The 21,996-nt window shown below is 63.1% G+C and carries 17 protein-coding genes; all 17 read right to left on the minus strand.

The features are described 5' to 3' along the window. Positions 1 to 61 precede the first annotated feature (61 nt). Positions 62 to 883 carry a CoA-transferase subunit beta gene (locus L4X63_RS21715; protein ID WP_250680763.1) on the minus strand — a complete coding sequence of 274 codons (822 nt, stop codon included), beginning with the start codon at positions 881 to 883 and terminating at the stop codon, positions 62 to 64. A gap of 1 nt (position 884) precedes the next feature. Further along, positions 885 to 1,850 carry a CoA transferase subunit A gene (locus L4X63_RS21720; RefSeq protein WP_250680764.1) on the minus strand — a complete coding sequence of 322 codons (966 nt, stop codon included), beginning with the start codon at positions 1,848 to 1,850 and terminating at the stop codon, positions 885 to 887. 217 nt (positions 1,851 to 2,067) lie between these two features. Then, complete coding sequence (locus L4X63_RS21725) at positions 2,068 to 3,225, minus strand: acyl-CoA dehydrogenase family protein (protein ID WP_250680765.1); 1,158 nt, start codon at positions 3,223 to 3,225, stop codon at positions 2,068 to 2,070. A 73-nt stretch (positions 3,226 to 3,298) separates the two neighbouring features. Continuing rightward, complete coding sequence (locus L4X63_RS21730; RefSeq protein WP_250680766.1) at positions 3,299 to 4,141, minus strand: CoA transferase; 843 nt, start codon at positions 4,139 to 4,141, stop codon at positions 3,299 to 3,301. Between the two features lie 15 nt (positions 4,142 to 4,156). Beyond that, positions 4,157 to 4,738, minus strand: a complete 582-nt coding sequence (locus tag L4X63_RS21735) for a cob(I)yrinic acid a,c-diamide adenosyltransferase (RefSeq protein WP_284694762.1) — start codon at positions 4,736 to 4,738, stop codon at positions 4,157 to 4,159. A gap of 184 nt (positions 4,739 to 4,922) precedes the next feature. Beyond that, positions 4,923 to 6,983, minus strand: coding sequence for a heterodisulfide reductase-related iron-sulfur binding cluster (locus tag L4X63_RS21740; protein WP_250680768.1), 2,061 nt, complete (start codon positions 6,981 to 6,983; stop codon positions 4,923 to 4,925). Positions 6,984 to 7,150: 167 nt separating this feature from the next. Next, on the minus strand, positions 7,151 to 8,290 hold the full coding sequence (locus L4X63_RS21745) for an acyl-CoA dehydrogenase (protein ID WP_250680769.1): 1,140 nt from the start codon (positions 8,288 to 8,290) through the stop codon (positions 7,151 to 7,153). A gap of 257 nt (positions 8,291 to 8,547) precedes the next feature. Then, a complete protein-coding gene (locus tag L4X63_RS21750; RefSeq protein WP_250680770.1) occupies positions 8,548 to 9,330 on the minus strand; it encodes an enoyl-CoA hydratase-related protein in 783 nt (260 codons plus the stop codon). A gap of 137 nt (positions 9,331 to 9,467) precedes the next feature. Beyond that, complete coding sequence (locus tag L4X63_RS21755) at positions 9,468 to 10,313, minus strand: 3-hydroxybutyryl-CoA dehydrogenase (RefSeq protein WP_250680771.1); 846 nt, start codon at positions 10,311 to 10,313, stop codon at positions 9,468 to 9,470. Between the two features lie 156 nt (positions 10,314 to 10,469). Next, positions 10,470 to 11,645, minus strand: coding sequence for a thiolase family protein (locus L4X63_RS21760; protein WP_250680772.1), 1,176 nt, complete (start codon positions 11,643 to 11,645; stop codon positions 10,470 to 10,472). 342 nt (positions 11,646 to 11,987) lie between these two features. Continuing rightward, on the minus strand, positions 11,988 to 13,154 hold the full coding sequence (locus tag L4X63_RS21765; protein WP_250680773.1) for a M24 family metallopeptidase: 1,167 nt from the start codon (positions 13,152 to 13,154) through the stop codon (positions 11,988 to 11,990). Beyond that, complete coding sequence (locus L4X63_RS21770; RefSeq protein ID WP_250680774.1) at positions 13,148 to 13,684, minus strand: nitroreductase family protein; 537 nt, start codon at positions 13,682 to 13,684, stop codon at positions 13,148 to 13,150. The genes L4X63_RS21765 and L4X63_RS21770 overlap by 7 nt, the downstream gene beginning before the upstream one ends. A gap of 18 nt (positions 13,685 to 13,702) precedes the next feature. Continuing rightward, positions 13,703 to 16,945 (minus strand): fused isobutyryl-CoA mutase/GTPase IcmF, encoded by a 3,243-nt coding sequence (gene icmF / locus L4X63_RS21775; RefSeq protein WP_350339211.1) that lies wholly within the window; start codon positions 16,943 to 16,945, stop codon positions 13,703 to 13,705. Positions 16,946 to 17,061: 116 nt separating this feature from the next. Then, a complete protein-coding gene (locus L4X63_RS21780) occupies positions 17,062 to 17,610 on the minus strand; it encodes a DUF6125 family protein (RefSeq protein WP_250680776.1) in 549 nt (182 codons plus the stop codon). 311 nt (positions 17,611 to 17,921) lie between these two features. Then, a complete protein-coding gene (locus L4X63_RS21785) occupies positions 17,922 to 19,934 on the minus strand; it encodes a solute symporter family protein (protein WP_250680802.1) in 2,013 nt (670 codons plus the stop codon). Positions 19,935 to 19,947: 13 nt separating this feature from the next. Then, entirely contained in the window at positions 19,948 to 20,253 is a 306-nt protein-coding gene (locus L4X63_RS21790; protein WP_250680777.1) for a DUF485 domain-containing protein, read from the minus strand. A 153-nt stretch (positions 20,254 to 20,406) separates the two neighbouring features. Further along, on the minus strand, positions 20,407 to 21,966 hold the full coding sequence (scpC, locus tag L4X63_RS21795; RefSeq protein ID WP_250680778.1) for a succinyl-CoA:acetate CoA-transferase ScpC: 1,560 nt from the start codon (positions 21,964 to 21,966) through the stop codon (positions 20,407 to 20,409). Positions 21,967 to 21,996 lie beyond the last annotated feature (30 nt).

Here is a 21,996-nt window from a genome sequence, read left to right on the forward strand (position 1 = left end):
CCCTCCCCTTCAAGGGGAGGGACAGGGTGAGGATGGGGATGGGGGTCCGTTCCGATGGGGCCTACGCCGGTTTCACCTTGGGGATGAAGATCTGCTCCGGATCGAGGACCTCGTGGATCAGGTGGAGCTCCTCCCTGGTGGGAGGGAGCGTTTCCCCGGAGACGCGGCTGATGTCGAGGTCGAAGTGGCACATCTCGCGGATCTCTTCCGGGCTCTTGCCGGGGTGACAGGTGTCGAGGTAGATCCTGCCGGTCTCGTCGTCGAAGCGGAAGACGCCGGCGGTGCTGATCACGGCGGAGGGGCCGCCCCGGTAGGCGGAGCCGTAGAGCTCGCGGCGGTGGACGAACTCCCCTTCCGGCCACTTCTTCACCCGCCACCCGGGGCTCGTGATGTAGCTCACCCGCGGGGTGAAGCGCCGCTTCTCGTGCACCATGATGAAGACGGTCCGCTTGGCAAAGGAGTTGATGTCCGGGTTGCCGCCGCTCCCGGTGAGTCTCAGCTCCGGGTTCAGATAGTCGCCGATGCAGGTGGTGTTGACGTTGCCGTATTCATCCACCTCCGCTCCCCCGAGGAACCCGAGATCGACATAACCGCGCTGGGCGATGCTGAAGGCGTCGTTCAACCCGGAGGCGCGGGAGGCCCCCATCTCGCAGCGGGCATCCCCTACCGAGGTCGGGATCTGGGGCGGCCGGCCGTCCAAGGTCCCCGCCTCGAAGATCAGCTTGAGGTTAGGGGCGTGGGTCTTCTGGGCCAGCATGATGGCAACCATGGGAAGCCCCGTCCCGGCGAAGACGATCTCGTTGTCCTGGACCTCGCGGGCGGCCGCGCAGCAGAGAAGATCCGCCAGCCCGAACTCTTCCGGTTTCGCATATTCACTGGTCATCTCATGCCCCCCTCTTCACGCTGGTCGAGTAGTTGACGGCGGTGTTGGCCTTCAGGTTCAGCATCCGCGGCCAGCCAAGTTTCTCCAGGTAGCTCATGTGGTCCTGACCGTAGATCCACTCCTTGGCGAAGGCGTCAAACCCTTCCTGGGTGCGGGTCTTGCCGTAGAAATCCTTCAGGAAGGCGCCGTCCACGTCGTAGCGCCCGAACATCCCGGTGGGATGGGCTCCGAACGGGACCTCGACGATGTGATCAACCTCGAAGCTCGTTATGGTGTTACGGTCGGCTTCCCGGCGCAGGTACTCCTCGGGGACGATCTCTTCGGCCATGACGATGGTGATATCCGCGGCGCGGGCCGCCTCGGGATCCGAGTAGTACTGGCCGGACACCCGGACGGTCCCCTCCTCCCCCACCTGCTGCACGCACATGACCGCCACGTCCACCTTGGCCGCCGGGACCAGCACCTGCGGCCCGGCGTCGAAGAAGGGATCGTGGCTGAAGACGTACTTCTGCTTGGGAAACCTCTTCCCGTCCCTGAGCCCCGCCCGCCCGAGGGTGTCGTACTCGGGGTTATGGATATCGGTCCCGAGGGAGGTCTGGGTCACCGCGTAGGGAGCACCCGAGGCCGCCGCGGTGAAGCGGAAGAGCATCTCCGCGTGGCTGTAATCCTCGACCAGGATCTCCTTGCTTCCCACCTTGCGCGACAGGTTGGCGCCGTACTTCCCGTAGAGCTCGTGCCCCACCCAGCAGGACTCCCAGATGTCCACGCACCCCGCGCCGACCAGGAACTCGGTCTGGGGGCCGCCGTTCACCTCGATGAGGTGCAGCCCCTTCCGGTGCTGGCGGATCAGCTCGTAAATGATGGCGAACGGCCGTCGCCAGATGGTGAAGCCGGAGAAGGTGAGGCTGGAGCCATCCTTGATGATCTCCGCCGCCTGTTGCAGGGTAATGCGCTTGCTGTTGCCCATCGTCTCCCTCCTTTGAAATCTCTCTGCCTGCCGCAGCCGCCCATTTAAAGAATCCCCCTTGAACTGGATCCCCCTCCCCCCTCGAGGGGGAGGGCCGGGGTGGGGGGGAGGCTGGCTGTGGCACTCCGTGGACGCTTCCCCCACCCCCTCGCCCCCTCCCTCCAGGGGAGGGGGGATGGTGGATCAAGGGGGAGATTGGCGGCCTGGCGCCTCTGCTTCAGTTGAAGTTTCTCAGAATCTCCCGCGAGATGATCACCCGCTGGATCTCGTTGGTTCCCTCGTAGATGGCGGTGATGCGGGCGTCGCGGGCGTAGCGCTCGACCGGGAAGTCGGCCGTGTAGCCGTAGCCGCCGAGCATCTGGACCGCCTTGTAGCACGCCTTGTTGGCCGCCTCGGTGGCGAACATCTTGGCCATGGAAGCTTCTTTCGCGAATGACTTCCCGCTCTGCTTCCGGAAGGCGGCATTCATCAAGAGGAGCCGCGCCGCCTCCAGTTCGGTGTATCCATCGGCGACCATCCACTGCAACGCCTGGAAGTTGCTGATCTTCTGCCCGAACTGGGAGCGCTCGGTGGAGTACTTCGTGGCGTAGTCCATGGCGGCAAGGCCGACCCCCAGGGCCAGCGAGCCGATGCCGATTCGTCCCCCGGCGAGTTCGGCCACCGCGGTCCTGAAGCCGTCGTTCGGTTTCCCCATCATGGCGCTCTTGGGAACCCGGCAGTCCTGGAAGATCACCTCGTTGGTGGCCGAGGCGTGCTGCCCCATCTTCTTCTCCTCCTTGCCGATCACGAGCCCCGGAGTCCCCGCCTCGACAAGGAAGCAGCTGATCCCCTTTCCTTTGGGCGCCTCGCGGTCGGTGACCGCCCAGACGATGAAGACGCCCGCGTAGGGGGCCGAAGTGATGAAGATCTTGGAGCCGTTGAGTATGTAGGAATCGCCGTCGTCGACCGCCTGGGTACACATACCCGCGGGATCCGACCCGGCGCAGTTTTCGGTCAGGGCGAAGCTTGCGGCGGCGAACTCGCCGGAACAGATCTTGGGGATGTAGGCGTTTTTCTGGGCCTCGCTGCCGATCGTCTGGATGACCTCGGCGGCCATGTTGTTGACCGAAACAGTGACCGCGGTGGAAGCGCAGGCGCGGGCGATCTCGGTCATGGCGACGCTGAAGGCGACCGTGCCGGCCTGCGAGCCTCCGAACTCCTCCCGCACGTTCAACCCCATGAAGCCAAGCTCGGCCAGCTTCTTGAGGTTGGATAGCATGAGGCTGCGGTCGCCCCCCTCGTCCAGTTGGGCCGCCACCGGTTCGAGTTCCGCGCGAGCGAAGTCGCGGGCGGTATCCTGGATCAGTTTCTGCTCCTCGTTGAGTTCAAGATGCATCGTCGCCTCCCTTATTAATTCGTGCTCGCTACTGACTTGCTTTCGTGCGCCATTCCCTCACCCCGTTACCCCTCTAGGCCCCCGCTACGGCGACAATGGGGATATCGCGCTCCTGTGCCCAGGCCTCCCACTCTTGCGAGCTCCGGGCAAGAAACGCCTCCCGGTAATCGGCCGCACCCGTAGCCGACAGCTCGACGTCGAGCCGTGACTTGAAGTGCGGTTCCAGAGCCGCCACCGCCACCCACCCCTCGCGGGCCTGATAGATGTTGTACTCGGGAATACCTCCGCCAAGAACCGCGCCTGCCGCGGTGGCGCCGTAGCGAAGAGGCTCCGCCATGCGCGCGGCCGCCTCCGACAGCGCGACCTCCGCGTACCCGCCCCCCTGCCCTTGCTCGCGCGCCAGCAGCAGCGACAGCGCCGCGGAAATAGTCTCCTCAGCCCCCGCCATGTCGGCCATGAGCGTGCGCGGCATCTGGGGCGGCGCGATGAGGCCGAGATTCGCCTGGTAGGTCAGATCGTGCCCGGCCTCGTTCTCACGGGGAGCGGGAAATCCGACGATGGCGACCTGGCAGAGACGGGGGAAACGCCGATGCAGGGTTTCGAAGTCGAGCGAGAGCCGGGCGAGCGCGGCAGGCCGGTTGGCGGTTATCAGGAGGTCGGCCCCCTCAAGGAGCGCATCCAGCTCGCGGCGCCCGTCCACGCCCTTCAGGTCGATGGTCGCCACCTCCTGCCCCTCGGCCATGTCCCGGTACCACCCTTCGTGGTAGCTTCGCATCGGATCACCAGCGGGAGGCTCGACCTTCACCACCTCGGCCCCGAGCTGGCGGAACCGCTGGGCGGCTGCCGGGCCGGGAAGATTCAAGGCGAGGTTGACGACCCGCAGGCCGGAGAGAGGCTTATTCGCTTCATTGGTCATGGCGGCTCCTCTTTTTCACATCTCGATGCCGACTCGCGCCGGAACGCCCTGGCGGAAGTAATGTTTCACCTCCCGCATTTCGGTCACCAGGTCGGCTGCTTCCATCACCCGCTCGTCCGCGCTGCGTCCGGTCAGCACCAGTTCGACCCCTCCGGGTTTGGCGGCGATAAGGGCGAGGATCTCGTCGACCGTGACCAGGTCGAACCAGGCAGCGCCGTTGATCTCGTCCACGATGACCAAGTCATACTGCCCGCAGGCGAGCGCCTTGTGCGCGAGATCGAGCGCCAGCCGGGCCTGCGACAGGTCCTCCGGATGGGGATTACCCTTCGTTACCCAGCCGTCGCGGCCGGTCCGGTGAATGGTGAGGTTCGGGAAGAGCCGTTCCGCGGCCACGTGCTCGCCGTAATCGCCGCTCCCCTTCATGAACTGGACGATGCAGACCTTCAGCTCCCTCCCGACTGCACGGAGAGCGAGCCCCAGCGATGCCGTCGTTTTCCCCTTCCCGTTTCCGGTATAGACCTGCACCTGTCCACCGCGCTGCTTCATCTTGGCCTCCGCTGGGTCAGCCACTTTCATGACCGCCCTATTTTTCCTCAATACTCTTCCCCCTCCCCTTGAGGGAGGGGGTCAGGGGGTGGGGGAGGCCTCAACAGAGGATGAAGCCGGCCTCTGCTGAAATCCCCCCTGTCCCCCCTTCGCAAAGGGGGGAACCCGATGCCCGCATTTCCTATCGTTCCCCCTCCCCTTGAGGGAGGGGGTCAGGGGGTGGGGGAGGCCTGCCCTACCCCGCCGCCCGTACCGGCTGTCTTTCCGCTTCCCCCTCCGCCGGCGGTTCGGCCGGACGGTGCGGAAGATGAATCACCGCAATCCTCTCGGCCACCACTTCCGCCAGGTCCCTGACCACGATCCCCCCTTCGAAACCGCCCGTCTTGATCCCATCCTCGAACATAGTGAGGCAGAACGGACAGTTGGAGATGAGGACCGGCGCGCCGGTGTCGGAGGCCATCTGCACCCTTTCCACGTTGATCCTTCTTCCGAGCTTCTCCTCGGCGAGGATGCGGCCGCCCCCGGCGCTGCAGCAGAAGCTGTCGTAGCCCGATCGGGACATCTCCTGGATCCGCCCCCCCGCCGCCGCCAGCACCGCACGGGGCTCGTCGATCACGTCCATGTACCTGCCGAGGTAGCAGGAATCGTGATAGGTTGCGACGAACGGTTCGGGGTGCAGGTGCAGCTCCCCCTCTTCCAGGAGGCGGTGGATGAAGGTGGTGTAGTGCTCGACCGGTACGTCCAGACCGAGGTCGCGGTAATCGCGCCCAAGCGTGTTGAAGCAATGCGGGCAGGTGGTGACGATCTTCTTCACGCCGTACCCCTTGATCAACTCGATGTTCTCGGCGGCAAGCGTCTGGTAAAGGTACTCGTTGCCGAGCTTTCTGGCCGGTTCGCCGCAGCACTTCTCCTCTTTGCCGAGGATGCCGACCCTGACCCCGGCGGCGTTGCAGATCCTGAGGAACTTCTCGGCGATAGCGCGGTTACGCTTGTCGAAGGAGGCATAGCAGCCGACGAAATAGAGGACATCGACCTCCTCCCCCTCCTCCATCAGCGTCGCGCCGTGGCCGGTAGCCCAGTCGCCGCGCCCCGCGTAGGCGAGCCCGAACGGATTGCCGTTCACCTCGATGTTGCCGATGGCAGTGCGCACCTCGTCGCCGGGGAAGCTTCCCTCCATCAGCATCAGGTTGCGGCGCATCTCGATAATCTTGTTCACGTGCTCGTTGTTGGCCGGGCAGATGTCCTGGCAGGCGCGGCAGGTAGTGCAGGACCAGACGGCGTCCTCGGCGATGGACTCCGCCAGCACCGTCTCCTGCCCGGCCTCTGCCGCCTCGCCGATCTGCTTGATCACCTTCATGGGCGAAAGCGGCTTTTCGGTGGCGTGGGCGGGGCAGCGGTCCTGGCAGCGGCCACAGCTCGTACAGGCGTCGGCATCGAAGATGTCCTTCCAGGTGAGATCCGCTACCTTGGCGGCGCCGAACTGCTGGAGGTCCTCATCCTCGAGATTGATGGTGGCCAGCGTCCCCTTTGGCTCCAGCGGAGCGAAGAAGGCATTGAGGCTGGTGGTGACGATGTGCCTGAGGCGGCTGTACGGGATCATGCAGATGAAGCCTGCCACGAGCCCCATGTGGATCCACCAGAGGACCTGGTGCGAAGTGCGGATCGACTCCTCGGTGAAGGGGAGAAAGAGGTTGGCGGCGAGGAGCCCGACCGGGGAGAAGCGCGCGAGAGTGGGATTCTGTACCACCTCGGTGGCGGCCATCCGTGCCCCTTCCACCATGAAGCCGGTGATAAGGATGGCGAAGAGAAGAAGGTGGATCCGGTAGTCGTCCTCGGTGATCTCCAGCGAGGCCGGCTGGATCACGAAGCGGCGGACGAAGAGCCCTCCCAGCATGAAGATGGCGGTAAGCCCGGCGAGATCCAGCACCGCCGAGAAGCCCTGGTAGAAGGTGCCGGAGAGGAGATTCACCTTGATGACCGGGGTGAGGTAATCGGCCTGGGCCATCACCAGCAGCGTCCCCGCGAAGAGGGTCAAAAAGCCCCAGAAAAAGAGGTTATGGAATATGCCCCCCGCCTTCACCCGGGCGACCTTCTCCTGGCCGAGGACCTCGGTGACCATCCGTTTGGCCCGCTCCGGAAAATGGTCGAAGCGGTCGAGCGGCTTCCCCTGCCGGTAGAGCGGGAGCCTTTTGATGAATCCCCAGCCGCAGACCGCGAAGGCGGCAAAGACGAGGATGTACATCGGCACCACCACCCCGTGCCCCACGTTCCAGTATATTTCCCGTGTCATTTCCATAGCATTCTCCACATCTTCAGACTTTTCTTCACTTCCCCTTCACTGCCCCTTCCCTTCCACTTCACTTCACCCACCCGCATCCCATAACCGATGCAGATGGCCCAACCGTCCCCCCCTTGTCAAAGGGGGGACAGGGAGGATTTGCATCTCAGAAATCAATTGAAGCCTTACCCCAGCAGCATCTTCGAGATAACCACCCTCTGAACCTCGTTCGTCCCTTCGTAGATCTCGGTGATCTTGGCGTCGCGGTACATCCTCTCCACCTCGTAATCCGCGATATACCCGTACCCGCCGTGGATCTGCACCGCCTCCTTGGTGACCCAGGTAGCCGCCTCCGACGCGCACATCTTGCACATGGCGCTCTCCATTGCGTAGTTCAGTTTGCTGTCCTTCATCCAGGCAGCCTTATGGGTGAGGAGCTTGGCCATCTCGATCTTCGAGTACATGTCGGCGAGCTTGAACTGGATCGCCTGCAGATCCGAAAGCGGAGCCCCGAACTGCTTGCGCTCCTTCGAGTAGGAGAGAGCCCGGTCGAAGGCGCCGCCGGCGATCCCGAGCGCCTGCGAGGCGATTCCGATCCTTCCGCCGTTGAGTGTTTCCATGGCGATCTTGAATCCCTGCCCCTCGCTCCCGAGGAGGTTGGAAGCCGGAATGCGCAGGTCGTCGAAAGCAAATGCGGTTGTGTAGCTCCCGCGGATCCCCATCTTCACCTCGTTCTTGAGGATGGTTACCCCCGGCGAAGAAAGATCGACGATGAAGGCCGAGATCCCTTTGTGTTTGAGGCTCTTGTCGTGGGTGGCGAAGAGGACGCCGGTACCGAGGAAGCCGCCGTTGGTGATGAAGGTCTTGCCGCCGTTGATGACGATCTCGTCCCCTTCGCGGCGGTAGGTGGTCGCCATCCCGGAGACGTCGCTCCCGACGTCCGGCTCGGTCAGGAGGATGCAGCCGATCTTGCGGCCGGTGGCGAGATCCGGGAGGTATTGCTTCTTCTGCTCGGGGGTACCGAAACGGTAGATGGGATCGCAGGCGAGCGAGGTGTGGGCGGAGATGAGAACGCCGCTGGAGGCGCAGGCCTTGGAGACCTCCTCGACCACGATAGAGTAGGAGAGCATGTCGAGCCCGGCGCCTTCGTACTCCTCGGGGATGTAGCTCCCCATGAGTCCCATCTCGCTCATCTTGGCGACCAGCTCCTCCGGAATCCGGTGCTCCTCGTCGATCTTGATGGCCAGCGGCTTGATCTCCTTCTCGACAAACTCGCGTACCGAGTCCCGCAAAACCTTGTGATCCTGGCTGAGTTCGAAATTCATGGTGCTACCCCCTTTCGATATGTTTTCGATTTAGACCAATTCGTAGATTCGTAGGGTGGGCAGCCCCTGCCCACCATTTACTTGTAAACCCGCTCGGTCAGCCCCGCGTGGGCACGGTGTGCCCACCCTACTCAAACCGATCCCCCCTCCCCTTGAGGGAGGGGGCCAGGGGGTGGGGGAAGCCTACCTCAAAGGAAAGGCCGGCCCCGCCTAAAATCCCCCCTGTCCCCTTCGCAAAGGGGGGAACGTAAGGGCGGCTACTTCCCGCTAAAGGCCGCCTTCCTCTTGTCAACGAAGGCCGCCATACCCTCCTTCTGGTCCTCGGTAGCGAAGAGGACGCCGAAGAGAGAAGCCTCGTAGCGGAAGCCGTCCTCTTTGGTCATGTTGAGACCGTTGGCGATGGCGTTCTTGGCGTAGGAAACGCCCAGCGTTCCGACACCGGCGATGGCAGCCGCCGTCTCTCTTGCCTTGGCCATGAGTTCCTCGGGAGCCACCAACTCATTGACGAGTCCCCAGGCCAGAGCCTTCTCCGCATCGATCATCTTTCCGGTGAAGATCAATTCGTTGGCCCGGTTGGGGCCGATCAGCCTGGCCAGGTTCTGCGTACCGCCGAAGCCCGGCATGATCCCGAGTGTCACCTCCGGGAAGCCGAGCTTGGCCTTGCTCGAGGCGTAGATGAAGTCGCAGGCCAGCGCCAGTTCCAGCCCGCCACCGAGAGCGTAGCCGTTGACCGCGGCGATGACCGGCTTGGTCATCTTCTCGATCAGCATCATGACCCGCTGCCCCTTCAGGCCGAACTGGTGCCCCTGGTAGGCGTTCATCGAGGCCATCTCCTTGATGTCGGCGCCCGCCACGAAGGCCTTGTCCCCCGCGCCGGTGACGATGACCGCCTTGACCGCCTCGTCGAGGTTGAGCTCGAAGAGGGCGCACTCGATCTCGCCGAGGACCTCGCTATTGAGAGCGTTCAGCGTCTTCGGGCTGTTGATGGTAAGCACCGCCACCCCGTGGGCAGCTTCAATGATCAGGTTTTTGAATTCCATGAGAGCTCCTTTGCCTCGCGTCACTCTCCCCCCTTTGAAAAAGGGGGGCTGGGGGGGATTTGTGGGCTTGTCAGCAGGAAAAAATCCCCCTAAATCCCCCTTTTACAAAGGGGGACTTTTCCCTGCTGCGGCTCACCTCAGTAGCTATAGAACCCGCGCCCGGACTTCCTTCCGAGGTACCCGGCGTTAACCATCTTCACCAGCAGCGGGCACGGACGGTATTTGGGATCCTTGAAGCCGTCGTAGAGGACGTTGGCGATCGCGAGCACCGTATCCAGCCCGATGAAGTCCGCCAAAGTCAGCGGCCCCATCGGCTGGTTGGTCCCCAGTTTCATACCCTTATCGATATCCTCCGCCGTGGCGATCCCCTCGTAGAGCGCGAAGACCGCCTCGTTGATCATGGGGATGAGGACGCGGTTGACGATGAAGCCGGGGTAGTCCTGGGAAACCGCCATCTCCTTCTCGAGCTTCGCCACCAGGGCCGCGGTCGTCTGGAAGGTCTCCTCGCTGGTAGCGTGGCCGCGGATCACCTCCACCAGCTTCATGATCGGCACCGGGTTCATGAAGTGCATGCCGATCACCTTTTCCGGGCGCTTGGTGACCGAGGCGATCTTGGTGATGGGAATGGAAGACGTGTTGGAGGCGAGGATGGCATCCGGCTGCACGACCTCGTCCAGCTTCCTGAAGATCTCCAGCTTGAGCGGCTCATGCTCGGTGACCGCCTCGACCGCGAACTGGACGCCGGAGAGGTCGGTGAGGTTCTGGGTGGTCCTGATCCGCTTCATGGTCTCCGCGACCAGCGATTCGGGGATCGCCCCTTTCTTGGCCTGCCGCTCCAGGTTCTGGCGGATGGTAGCCACCGCCTTCTCCAACTGCTGGCTGGCGATGTCGTAGAGCACCACGTCGTATCCGAACTGAGCGAACACGTGCGCGATGCCGTTCCCCATCTGTCCCGCCCCGAGTACACCTACCGTCTTAATCATCCTTCTCCTCCTTGAAGAGATTAGTTATTCATGTCCCCGCCAACAGTGCCCCAGTTGCCACGCCGGCGTCAGCCCCCCCCTTTGCCAAGGTTCTTCCGGCAATTCCGGTGGGAAAGAGGTCCCCCCCTTGTCAAAGGGGGGACAGGGGGGATTTTTCTACACCCTCTCGAAAACCGCCGCCACAGCCTCTCCCCCGCCGATGCAGAGCGTCGCCAGCCCGTACCGCGCCTTCCTGCGGTGGAGCTCATGGATCACCGTCCCCACCAGCCTTGCGCCGCTCGCACCGATCGGATGTCCGATGGCGCAGGCGCCGCCGTTGACGTTGATTTTCTCCAGAGGGATGCCGAGCTTCTTCATGGCGATAAGCGGCACCGTCGAGAACGCCTCATTTATTTCGAAGAGATCGACCTGGTCCACGGAGATCCCCGCCCTTGCGCAGGCGCGCTCGATCGCCCCCACCGGAGCCTCCGGGAATTCATCCGGATGGAGGCTGTTGGTAGCGGAAGCGAGCAGCCTCGCCTTGGGATGGAGGTTGTACTTCTTGAGCGCGGAGCCATTGGTGATCAGCGTCAGCGCGGCACCGTCGTTGATGGTGGAGGCATTGCCCGCCGTGATGGTGCCGTCCTTGCGGAAAACCGCCCTCAACTGGGTGATTTTCTCGAAATCGACCTTGAACGGCTCCTCGTCGCGGCCTACCACCGCCTCGCCGTTGCGGGTTTTCTTGACCACCGGGACGATCTCGTTAGCGAAGAGTCCGCCAGTCACCGCCCCCTGGGCAAGCCGGTACGAGCGGAGAGCGAATTCGTCCTGCTCCTGCCTGCTGATGCCGTTGCGGACGGCGCTGTCTTCACCGATCTCCCCCATGTGCCTTCCAGTAAAGGGATCCTGCAGACCGTCGTGGATCATCAGGTCGAAGAGCTGGTCATGGCCCATCCGGTAACCGTTTCTCCCCTTCTTGAGGATGAAGGGAGCAAGCGACATGTTCTCCATCCCGCCGGCGACCACCACCTCGGAGTTGCCGACGAGGACCGAGTCCGCCGCGAGCATGATCGATTTAAGGCCGGAGCCGCACACCTTGTTGATGGTGAGGGCCGGGACGCGGTCGGGGATCCCCGCCGCGCGCATCGCCTGACGGGCAGGAGCCTGTCCGCAGCCGCCCGAAAGCACCTGCCCCATGATCACCTCATCGACCGCCGACGGGTCCAGCCCCGACCTCTCGAAAAGCCCCTTCATAGCCGTAGCCGCCAGCGACGGCGCCTCGACATCCGAAAGTGCTCCGTTAAACGAACCGAAGGGGGTCCTGACGCAGTCAACGACGAAGATCTCTTCCATTTCCACTCTCCTTTCGTGCTTGGATGTCGGGGATTATATGGTCCGTTTACGTGAATGTCAACGATTTTTAGAACAGATTTTTATGTGTAGCAAACGTTAAAGTAACAACACGTCAAAGATTAGGTTTAACGGCAGGTTGAGAAGGAAAAAAGGTTATAGATGTGGGTGGAGCTGGAATGAAAAGGCGGGGTTCAGTTCCCTCCCCCCTTGAGGGGGAGGGCTAGGGTGAGGGGGAGGGCTAGGGTGAGGGGGAGGCGAGCTTCCGCACTGCGTAGACGCTTCCCCCACCCCCTCGCCCCCTCCCTCAAGGGACGGGGTATTAGTTACCAGCAAAGCAAGTACTTACAGGTACACGATCTGATCCACCAGCGGAGTCAGCTTTTCTCCCCCATTGGCAGTTACCGCGAAGGTGTTTTCGATCCCCACCACGCCGAGTCCTGGGAAGACGAACTTCGGTTCCACCGCGATGGTGTGCCCCTCGCTCAAAGCCCCCTTGAACCCCTGGGCGAGCACCGGCACCTCGTCGAGCTCCAGGCCGACCCCGTGACCGACGAAGCGGGCGTTTTCCCCGGGCGCCCCCATGAAGTGTTTCCCCAGCCCCGCCTCCTCCGCCATGCGCGCCGCCAGGAAGAAGAGGTCCTCACAGATCGCCCCCGGCTTAAGCTCCGCCTGGATGGCACCCTGGATGGCGAGTGCGGTGGCGAAAGCCCGCTGCAGCTCCGGCGCCAGTGTCCCCACCACGAAGATCCGGGTCATGTCCACGATGTAACCGTCGAATACCCCGGTGAAGTCGACCAGCACCGGCGCATCCGCCGAAATCACCTCACGCGAGGCGCCGTGGGGAGAAGCGGCAGAGAGCCCGCGCCCGGTCACCGCCCCGTCGAAGAAGCCAGGATCGCCCGAGGTCGCCGATACCGCCAGCCCCTGGAAGAGCTCCTGGTTGAACGCCCGCATCCGGACGTACCCTTCGCTCCCCGCCTTGCGGAGTCGGCATTCGAATTCCGCGGCCAGGTCGAGCTCCCGCATTCCCGGCTTGAGGAATTTCGGCACCTCCTCGAATACCGAGCAAAGAGCCGCCCCCGCCTTTCTCATCTTCTCCAGCTCCCACGGGGACTTCACCGACCGGATCTCCCGGTTGGTCTGCGAGATGTCGGCGAACTCCCGTCCGGGAAGGAGCTTCGCATAGTAGTTGTACTGCTGGACGGGGAGGACGTCGAAAGTCATCCCCACCCGCTTGATCTCCGGCCCGAAGAGCCCGGGGAACTCCTTGCTGGAGGGGAAAGCCCGGGTATCGGTGATCTGGCTCTCCTTGAGCGCACGGGAGAAGCTCTTTCTCACCATCAGCATCGCCTCGCCGTGGGCCGGGACCCAGAGCGTCGAGTTCTGGCGGGTGCCGCTGTAGTAATAGATGTCGATGGGATAGACGATAAGGGCACCGTCCAGCCCCGAAGCCTGCAACGAGTGCTGCAGGCGGCCGATTCTCTCTTGCGATTCTTTGCTCGTCAGCATGTCGCGTTCCCCCACTGGTTGACGAAGGCTATCTCGGAAAGCTCCTTGCGCGGCCGCGGTTTCGGCTCCTGGTCGGGATAGCCGAGCGGCGTGACGCCGACCACCCGGAGCCGTTCGGGAATCCCCAGCCCCTCCCTGATCTTCGGCTCGTCGTACCATCCCATCCAGCAGCTCCCGAGCCCGAGCGCGTGGGCGGCCAGGCAAAGATGCTCGAAGGCGATGGCCGTGTCGGCCACGTAGTATTCGATGCCGTTCTCGATCCCCGATTCCGCGGGATCGGCGCAGACCACGATGATCACCGGCGCCGAGGCAATGGCCCTTTTGCCGGGGTTGTCGTCCGGGAAGGCGTCGAGCAGCGCCTGCCTCCCCTTCCCTTCCGTGAGGACCAGAAAACGCCAGCACTGCATATTCTTCCACGACGGGGCGAGCCTCGCCGCGTCCAAAACCTGCTCGATCTTTTCCCACTCGACCGGCCGCTCCTGGTATTTGCGGATGCTCCGCCGGTCCCTCACCACCTGAAACAGATCCATATCCCCTCCGTTCCTTAGTTACATATTCCGCCGGTACTTGCCGCCCACCTCGTAGAGGGCGCGGGTGATCTGGCCGAGCGATGCCACCTTCACCGTCTCCATCAGCTCCGCGAAGATGTTCCCGCCCGCGACAGCCACCTCCTGCAGGCGCCGGAGCGCCGCCGGACCGGTCTCATTGTTTCTCTCCTGGAAGGCGCGCAGGTTGACGATCTGCTGCTCCTTCTCCTCCTTGGTCGCCCGGGCCAGCTCCCCCGGCACCTGGTACCCCTCCTCACCCGCGCGGGGATTGAGGAAGCAGTTGACGCCGATGATCGGGAGCTCGCCGGAATGCTTCTTGTGCTCATAGAGCATCGACTCGTCCTGGATCTTGGAGCGCTGGTACTGGGTCTCCATGGCACCCAGCACACCGCCTCGCTGGTCGATCCGCTCGAATTCGGCCAAGACCGCCTCCTCCACCAGGTCGGTCAGCTGCTCGATGATGAAAGAGCCCTGGGTGGGATTTTCGTTCCTGGCCAGCCCGAACTCCCGGCTGATGATCATCTGGATCGCCATGGCCCGCCGCACCGACTCCTCGCTCGGCGTCGTCACCGCCTCGTCGTAGGCGTTGGTGTGGAGCGAGTTGCAGTTGTCGTAGATGGCAGTCAGTGCCTGCAGCGTGGTTCGGATGTCGTTGAAATCCATCTCCTGCGCATGGAGCGAGCGCCCCGAGGTCTGGATGTGGTACTTAAGCTTCTGGCTCCGCTCGTTGGCGCCGTACTTTTCCCGCATCACCACCGCCCAGATCCGCCGCGCCACCCGCCCGATCACCGTGTACTCCGGATCGAGCCCGTTGGAGAAGAAGTAGGAGAGGTTCGGCGCGAAGTCGTCGATATGCATCCCGCGGGAGAGGTAGTACTCCACGTAGGTGAAGCCGTTGGCGAGCGTAAAGGCGAGCTGGGAGATCGGGTTAGCCCCCGCTTCCGCGATGTGGTAGCCGCTGATGGAGACCGAGTAGTAGTTCTTCACCTTCTTCCCGATAAAGTACTGCTGGATGTCCCCCATCATCTTCAGGGCGAATTCGGTCGAGAAGATGCAGGTATTCTGCCCCTGGTCCTCCTTGAGGATGTCCGCCTGCACCGTCCCGCGCACGGTCTGGATGGTGCAGTCCCGGATCCCCTCGTACTCGGCGGCGGAAGGCTCCCGCCCCTCGCGCGCCCGGAAGAGCTCAACCTGCTGGTCGATGGCTGCGTTGAAGAAGAAGGCGAGCATCATGGGCGCCGGCCCGTTGATGGTGATGGAGACGCTCGTGTTGGGGGCGCAGAGATCGAACCCGGCGTAGAGCTTCTTCATGTCCTCCACGGTGCAGATGGATACCCCGCTCTCGCCGACCTTGCCGTAGATGTCGGGGGGATAGTCCGGGTCCTCGCCGTAGAGGGTCACGCTGTCGAAGGCGGTGGAGAGGCGCTTGGCGTCGTCGTCCTTGCAGAGGTAATGGAAGCGGCGGTTGGTCCGCTCCGGGGTCCCCTCCCCGGCGAACTGGCGCTTGGGATCCTCATCGGCCCGCTTGAACGGGAAGAGCCCGGCGGTGTACGGGAAGAAGCCGGGAGCGTTCTCCAGCATGCACCAGCGGACGATCTCGCCCCAGTCGGCGAAGTCGGGGAGGCAGACCTTGGGGATCCTGGTCCCGGAGAGGGTGGTGGTGTAGAGATCGCTCCTGATCTCCTTGTCGCGGACCTTGGTGACCAGCTGGTCCTGGCGGTAAGTCTCCTTCAGGCAGGGCCAATCCTTGAGGATCTTCCGCGGCTCGTCGAGGAGCTTCTCCTTGTACGCCGCGATGTGGCGGTCGAGGACCGCGGCGGAAGTTCCCACCACCTCCTTGGCCCCCTCGAGCTGGAAGAGACGCCGCGCCACTTCCGCCTGCTCCTTAGCCTTCCTCCGGTAGCTGCGGGCAGCATGGACGATCTCCCCCAGGTAATGGATACGGTCGGGGGGGATGATGGAGGCGTTCTTGCTCCGGGCATCGATAACGGTGAGCGAGGAGGCGAGCTGCAGCCCCTTCTTCTCATTAATCTTGTCCAGGAGCGCCCGGTAGAGCACGTTGGTGCCGGGGTCGTTGAACTGGGCGGCGATGGTGCCGAAGACCGGGAGCTCCTCGTCCGGGAGATCGAAGAGATTGCGGTTTCTCTTGTACTGCTTCCGGACGTTTCTCAGGGCGTCCTCCGCCCCTTTCCGCTCGAACTTGTTGAGCGCCACCAGGTCGGCGAAGTCGAGCATGTCGATCTTCTCGAGCTGGGTGGGCGCCCCGAATTCGCAGGTCATGACGTAGAGGGCGACATCGGCGATCCCGACGATCCCCGCATCCCCCTGCCCGATTCCCGAGGTCTCCACGATGGCGAGATCGAACCCGGCGGCGCGGACCACGTCGAGGGCGTCATGGATGGCAGCCGAGAGCTCCGAGCGCGACTCGCGGGTGGCGAGCGAGCGCATGTAGACCCGGTTGGTGTTGATGGCGTTCATCCTGATCCGGTCGCCCAAAAGCGCCCCGCCGGTCCGCTGCCGGGATGGATCGACCGCCAGGATGGCCACACTCTTTTCCGGGAAATCCAGCAGAAAACGGCGGACCAGCTCGTCGGTGAGCGAGCTCTTCCCGGCCCCGCCGGTCCCGGTGATCCCCACCACGGGGACCTCGCGCCCGATTCCGCGTATCTGCTCGCGCACGCCGGCATACCCCTGCGACTGCTCGTGGACCGACTGCTCAGCCAAGGAGATCAGCGTGTTGACCGCCCGGATATCCTGGTCCTTGAGCTTGCCGATCTCCTCCTCGATTACCCGCTCCGGAGAGAAATCGCAGAGCTCCAGCATGTGGTTGACCATCCCCTGCAGTCCCATCCGGCGGCCGTCCTCGGGAGAGAAGATCTTGGCGACCCCGTACCCCTCGATCTCCCTGATCTCCTCCGGGATGATCACCCCTCCCCCGCCGCCGAAGACCCGGATGTGCCCCGATTCCCGCTCCTCCAGGAGGTCGCGGATGTAGCGGAAGAACTCGACGTGCCCCCCCTGATAGCAACTGACGGCGATCCCCTGGGCATCCTCCTGGATGGCGGCCGTCACGATCTCCTCCACCGAGCGGTTGTGCCCCAGGTGGATCACCTCCGCGCCGGAGGACTGGAGAATGCGGCGGATGATGTTGGTGGAAGCGTCGTGCCCGTCGAACAGGCTCGTGGCGGTAACGAAGCGGATCTTATGCTTGCTCTCGTATGGTATGGCGGCAGCCGTGTGCATGATGTTCTCCTTGCTCATGAAGATATGGGCCTTCCGGCCAACGGCACTGCACCCTGCTCAAGGCCCCCCCCTTTGAAAAAGGGGGGACAGGGGGGATTTAGCCGTTATTCGTTCCTTTACTTTCCTTCCACCCTGAACTCCCACGCGCACCAGTAGGTTTCCGGATGCGCGTCCGGCGGGCAGGCGATGCAGGTCGTCTTGATGCGCGGATCGACCGTGCGGGCGAACTCCGAGTACTCGACGATCCCGACGCTCTTGCAGGGAAAGTCGTTGAGACCCTTCCTCTTTCTGGCCGACTGCACGCGGCAGTCGAGCATCCGGAAGACCACCCTATTCTCGCTCTCTTCGATCGCGTCCTGGAGATTGAGGCGTGCATAGAGACGGTGCTTGAGGCACTCGACCAGCGCGGGAATCCCCCCGCCCGGCTTCATCCCCAGCCGCTCCATGATCCTCTTCGCCTCGATCACCGTGAAGTGGCGCCACGCCTCGCGGTCGGCGTCGATGGCCACCTCCATCCCGTGCGTCTTCTCTATGGCCTGGAACCAGAGACCGTCGTGGGCGAGCCAGTTCTTCGCGTCATCCACGATGATCCTGATCAGTTCCTCCTTGCTAAGGTCGTTAAGGAGCCGAAGCCCCACGTCCCCGATCACTGCGTTTGCTTCCATAAGCGGGTACCTCCCGTTGAAGTGAAAGAGTTTCCGGCCCCGCGGCGTCCCACGGAGCCGGAAAAGAAGTGACATGACATGGCAGTATTTGCCTGGAGACACGGAGGAGAATCGGAGAAGACCTTTTTAGCCACGGAGACACGGAGAAAATCTGAGAACGGCACAATCATTAAAGTTAAGGCAAAAGCTTTTAGTCTTGAAATTTACCCCAAAAGTTTTTGAGGTTCTCTCAGATGTTCTCCGTGTCTCCGTGGCTAGATGCAAGATTTTAGGTTCTCTCAGATTCTCTCCGTGTCTCCGTGGCTAAGAAGTCAGTGGTCCGACGCCCCCGAGATCCCGAGTCCGGTGATCTGCCGTACCTCTATCTCGTCGAACATATCCTCCGCCCGGCGGTTCCTGAACGCGAGCGCCCCGAACACGGCGGCGAAGAGCCCCAGCGGCAGCGAAACGATAGCCGGATTCTTGAGCGGGAAGAGCGGCGCCTTGAGCCCCACCATCGAGGTCCCGCCGTCGTTCTTCTTGAACTCGCCCCGAGCCTTATCCAGCGCCGCCAGGTCCTTCTCGGCCAGCGCCGCCCCTGCGGCCTGCTTCTTCTCCAGCGCCACGATCACCTTCTTCGCGTCGTCGGCGATCTTCTGCGGATAGGTCATGTTGGGCGAAACCAGCACGAGGCTGATGGCGCTCACGGTGCCGACCACGATGGCGCCCACGATACCGGCGGTGTTGAACCGTTTCCAGAAGAGCGAGAGCATGATGGCCGGGAAGTTCCCCGAGGCGGCCACCGCGAAGGCCAGCGCCACCAGCGCCACCACATTCTCCTTCTCGGCGGCAAGCCCCAGGCAGATGGCGACCACCCCGACGCAGAGCGAAGTGATCTTGGCGCAGCGGACCTGGGTCTCCTGGTCGGCCTGGCCTTTTTTGATGATGTTCACGTAGACGTCGTGGGCGATGGCGGCCGAGGCGGCGAGCACCAGGCCGGAAACCACCGCGAGGATGGTGGCAAAGGCCACCGCGCAGATGAAGGCAAGGAAGAGGTCGCCGCCGATGGAGCCCGCACCGCCCCCCATCTTCTGGGCCAAAAGCAGGGTCGCCATGTTCCCACCCTTGTCGACCGAGCTGATCAACTGCGGGGTGAGGTAGAGCGCCGCGCCGAAGCCGATCAGGTTGATCAGGAAGAAGAAGGTCGAGTTGATGAAGAGGGCGATGACGATGGATTTACGCGCCTGCTGCGCGTTGGGAACAGTGAAGAAGCGCATGAGGATGTGCGGAAGCCCGGCGGCGCCCAGCGCCCAGGCGATCCCGAGCGAGATCTGGTCGAGCGGGTTCTTGAGGAAGAGCCCCGGCTCCATGAAGCGCTGCCCGTAGTCGAAGCCCGGCTTGGGGATGGCGTCCTTCAGGACGTTCATCCTCACGTGCTCCTGGATGAACTGGCTGCTGGTCACCGAGTCGAAGAAGCTGAACGGGTTCATCCCCGCTTTGGCCATGACCAGCACGGCGAGGAGCACGGTGCCGGACATCAACAGCCCTGCCTTGATGATCTGCACCCAGGTGGTGGCCTTCATCCCGCCGAAGACTACGTATCCCACCATGAGGACGCCGACCCCGACCACCGAGACACGGTAGGGAATGTCCAAAAGGACCTGCATGAGCTTCCCGGCGCCGACCATCTGGGCGATCAGGTAGAAGAGCGAGACGGTCACCGTCGAGAGGGCCGCCACCGCGCGCACCGTGCGGGGAGCGGCCCTGAAGGAGAGGATGTCCCCCAGCGTGTAGCGGCCGGCATTTCTGCACGGCTCGGCAACCACCAAAAGGATGGCGATGAATGAGAACATGGGCCCGACCGCGTACATGAAGCCGTCGATCCCGTAGAGCGAGATGAGGCCCGACATGCCGAGGAAGGAGGCGGCCGACATGTAGTCGCCGGCGATGGCCCATCCGTTCTGAAGCCCCGTGATCCCCCCCCCCGCCGCGTAGAAGTCGGCGGCCGAGGTGGTCTGCTTGGCGGCCCAGACCACCACGCAGATGGTCACCCCGATGATGGCGAGGAACATGGTGAGGGTGATGGCGCGGTTGGGCTTCACCTTCGTCGCGGCCGGAGCCCCTTTGGCGGCGGGAGCGACGGCGGCGCCAGGGACCATCGCCTTCGCGGTGATGGCAGCGGCGGACGGCTGTACGGCCTGGCTCGCCTGGGCGGCGGGAGCGGCGGACTGGGCGGCGGGAGCCGGCACGGCGGGAGTGGCAGCTCCCAGCTTATCGGGGCCGGCGGCGAAGGTGGCGGTGGCAGCCGCCAGAAGTAACGAGATTGCTAACAGACTCATTTTCATCATGATCCCCTCCTTACGAGACGGCCTTGACCAGTTCGCTGGTCAGGCGGTCGAACTCATTGGCCACGCGGGTGTAATAGAGTGCCACGAAGATGGCCACCACGAACTGGGAGAGGATGAAGAGGTAGCCGAAGTTGATGGCTCCGATCACCCTGAGCCTGAAGAGATCAGGCGCATAGCCGGAAAGGATCGGCAATAGGAAGTAGTAGATGGTGGAGGCAATCCACCAGCCGAAGAGGAAATTCCTCTTCCTGTTCTTCAGTTCGAGATACTTGGGATGCTGCGCGACTTCGCTCCAATTGATTGTTGCACTAGCCATTGTGCGTTCCTCCTTTTTGTAAAGGGTCCCCTATCGCAGTTTCTTGCAGTAACTAAAAAATCAGTTTCTTGCAGTACCTGAAAGATGTTGATTGATCCGCGCCAATCCGCTCAATCCACGTCATCCGCGTTCTATTAGGTCTGCTTTTCAGATTCAATCCCAGTTCTGGATCTTCATGGTCCCGTGCTCGGCCAGGTGCTGCTGCATCTTGAACACCTTGAAAAGCATGTGCGGCTCGTGGCCGATGTTCCTTTCACAGCACTCGCGGCGGGAGCGCTCGAAGTATTCCTGCATGATCGGGCGGTAGTCGGGATGGACGCACTTGGTGATGATCTCCTTGGCCCGCTCGCGGGGGGAGAGGCCGCGCAGGTCGGCCAGCCCCTGCTCGGTGACCAGGATGTCCAGGTCGTGCTCGGTATGGTCGACGTGGGTGGCGAACGGGACGATGCAGGAGATCCCGGTCGGATCCGTCTTGGAGGGCCGGGTGGAGGGGCTGTGCATGATGGAGAGGTAGGAGTTGCGGAGGAAATCCCCCGAGCCGCCGATGCCGTTGATCATCCGGCTCCCGTTGACCAAGGTCGAGTTGGCGTGGCCGTAGATGTCGAACTCGGCGGGGGTGTTCATGGCGATGACGCCCAGCCGGCGGACCGGTTCGGGGTGGTTCGAATACTGGATCGGGCGGAGCACCACGCGGCTCGTGTAGCGCTCCCAGTCGGCGTAGAGGCGCTTGAAACCGGGCTCGGAAAGCGACAGCGAGGTGGCGGAGGCGAAGTTCAGTTTGCCGGAGTCGAAGAAGTCGAGCATGGTGTCCTGGAGCACCTCGGTCCAGACGTTGACGCCCGAGAACGGCCCCTGGGCGAGCCCTCCTACCACCGCGTTGGCGATGTTGCCGACGCCCGACTGCAGCGGGAGGAGGTTTTTCGGGAGCCTCCCCGCCTTCACCTCGGCCTGGAAGAAGTCGAGGATGTGGGCGGCGATCCGCTCGGAGAGCTCGTCCGGGGGAGCCAGCGGACGGCCGCGGTCCGGCATGTTGGACTCGACGATGGCCACGATCTTGTCGGGATCGCAGGGGACGGTGAGCGAGCCGACCCGGTCGTCGACCCGGGTGACCAGGTACGGCTTCTTGTTGGGCGGGAGCTCGGTCATCACGATGTCGTGGAGCCCCTCGAAGGAAGGGATGGCCGTGTTGATCTCGATGATGAGCTTGTCCGAGTTCTGGATCACCTCCGGCGCCACGCCGACCGATCCGCAGAGGATGATGGAGCCGTCCTCGGCGATCCCGGAAGCCTCGATGAGCCCGAGGTCGAAGCCACCTCCCCTCTCCTTGGTGTAGAAGCCGTAGACGAGATCCTGGGCGTAGAGCGAGAGGTGCTTGTCCCCCATCCTGACCGAGCCGTCGTTGACCTTCTTCTGGACCACCTTCCCGGTCTGGTAGGGCCAGCGCTTGTCGGTCATCCCGAGCTCCGCCCAGCGGTCCTCAACCTCCGCCCCGATGGAGGCGCCGATGAAGAGGTTGAAGCGCATCTTCCCCTGCAGCTTGTTCTGCTCCACGTAATCGGCCAAGGCCAGCGGCACCACCTTGGGGTACCCGACCGGCGTGAAGCCCGACCACCCGAGATCCATCCCGTCCTTGAAAAAGGGAATGGTGTCCTCCGGCCTCATGATCCTGGCGTGCAGGCTCTTCCTCCTGATCCTCGATTGCAGCTCCGACATGACAAACCTCCGTTCTATAATTTCGCCGTC

Origin of the sequence: Geomonas sp. Red32 (assembly GCF_023652955.1) — a bacterium.
Taxonomy (GTDB): domain Bacteria; phylum Desulfobacterota; class Desulfuromonadia; order Geobacterales; family Geobacteraceae; genus Geomonas.

What these genes read in the sequence shown, in the direction of transcription:
- L4X63_RS21715 (WP_250680763.1), bottom strand. Translation starts at nt 883, where the DNA reads ATGACCAGTGAATATGCGAAACCGGAAGAGTTCGGGCTGGCGGATCTT.
- L4X63_RS21720 (WP_250680764.1), bottom strand. Translation starts at nt 1,850, where the DNA reads ATGGGCAACAGCAAGCGCATTACCCTGCAACAGGCGGCGGAGATCATC.
- L4X63_RS21725 (WP_250680765.1), bottom strand. Translation starts at nt 3,225, where the DNA reads ATGCATCTTGAACTCAACGAGGAGCAGAAACTGATCCAGGATACCGCC.
- L4X63_RS21730 (WP_250680766.1), bottom strand. Translation starts at nt 4,141, where the DNA reads ATGACCAATGAAGCGAATAAGCCTCTCTCCGGCCTGCGGGTCGTCAAC.
- L4X63_RS21740 (WP_250680768.1), bottom strand. Translation starts at nt 6,983, where the DNA reads ATGGAAATGACACGGGAAATATACTGGAACGTGGGGCACGGGGTGGTG.
- L4X63_RS21745 (WP_250680769.1), bottom strand. Translation starts at nt 8,290, where the DNA reads ATGAATTTCGAACTCAGCCAGGATCACAAGGTTTTGCGGGACTCGGTA.
- L4X63_RS21750 (WP_250680770.1), bottom strand. Translation starts at nt 9,330, where the DNA reads ATGGAATTCAAAAACCTGATCATTGAAGCTGCCCACGGGGTGGCGGTG.
- L4X63_RS21755 (WP_250680771.1), bottom strand. Translation starts at nt 10,313, where the DNA reads ATGATTAAGACGGTAGGTGTACTCGGGGCGGGACAGATGGGGAACGGC.
- L4X63_RS21760 (WP_250680772.1), bottom strand. Translation starts at nt 11,645, where the DNA reads ATGGAAGAGATCTTCGTCGTTGACTGCGTCAGGACCCCCTTCGGTTCG.
- L4X63_RS21765 (WP_250680773.1), bottom strand. Translation starts at nt 13,154, where the DNA reads ATGCTGACGAGCAAAGAATCGCAAGAGAGAATCGGCCGCCTGCAGCAC.
- L4X63_RS21770 (WP_250680774.1), bottom strand. Translation starts at nt 13,684, where the DNA reads ATGGATCTGTTTCAGGTGGTGAGGGACCGGCGGAGCATCCGCAAATAC.
- icmF (WP_350339211.1), bottom strand. Translation starts at nt 16,945, where the DNA reads ATGCACACGGCTGCCGCCATACCATACGAGAGCAAGCATAAGATCCGC.
- L4X63_RS21780 (WP_250680776.1), bottom strand. Translation starts at nt 17,610, where the DNA reads ATGGAAGCAAACGCAGTGATCGGGGACGTGGGGCTTCGGCTCCTTAAC.
- L4X63_RS21785 (WP_250680802.1), bottom strand. Translation starts at nt 19,934, where the DNA reads ATGAAAATGAGTCTGTTAGCAATCTCGTTACTTCTGGCGGCTGCCACC.
- L4X63_RS21790 (WP_250680777.1), bottom strand. Translation starts at nt 20,253, where the DNA reads ATGGCTAGTGCAACAATCAATTGGAGCGAAGTCGCGCAGCATCCCAAG.
- scpC (WP_250680778.1), bottom strand. Translation starts at nt 21,966, where the DNA reads ATGTCGGAGCTGCAATCGAGGATCAGGAGGAAGAGCCTGCACGCCAGG.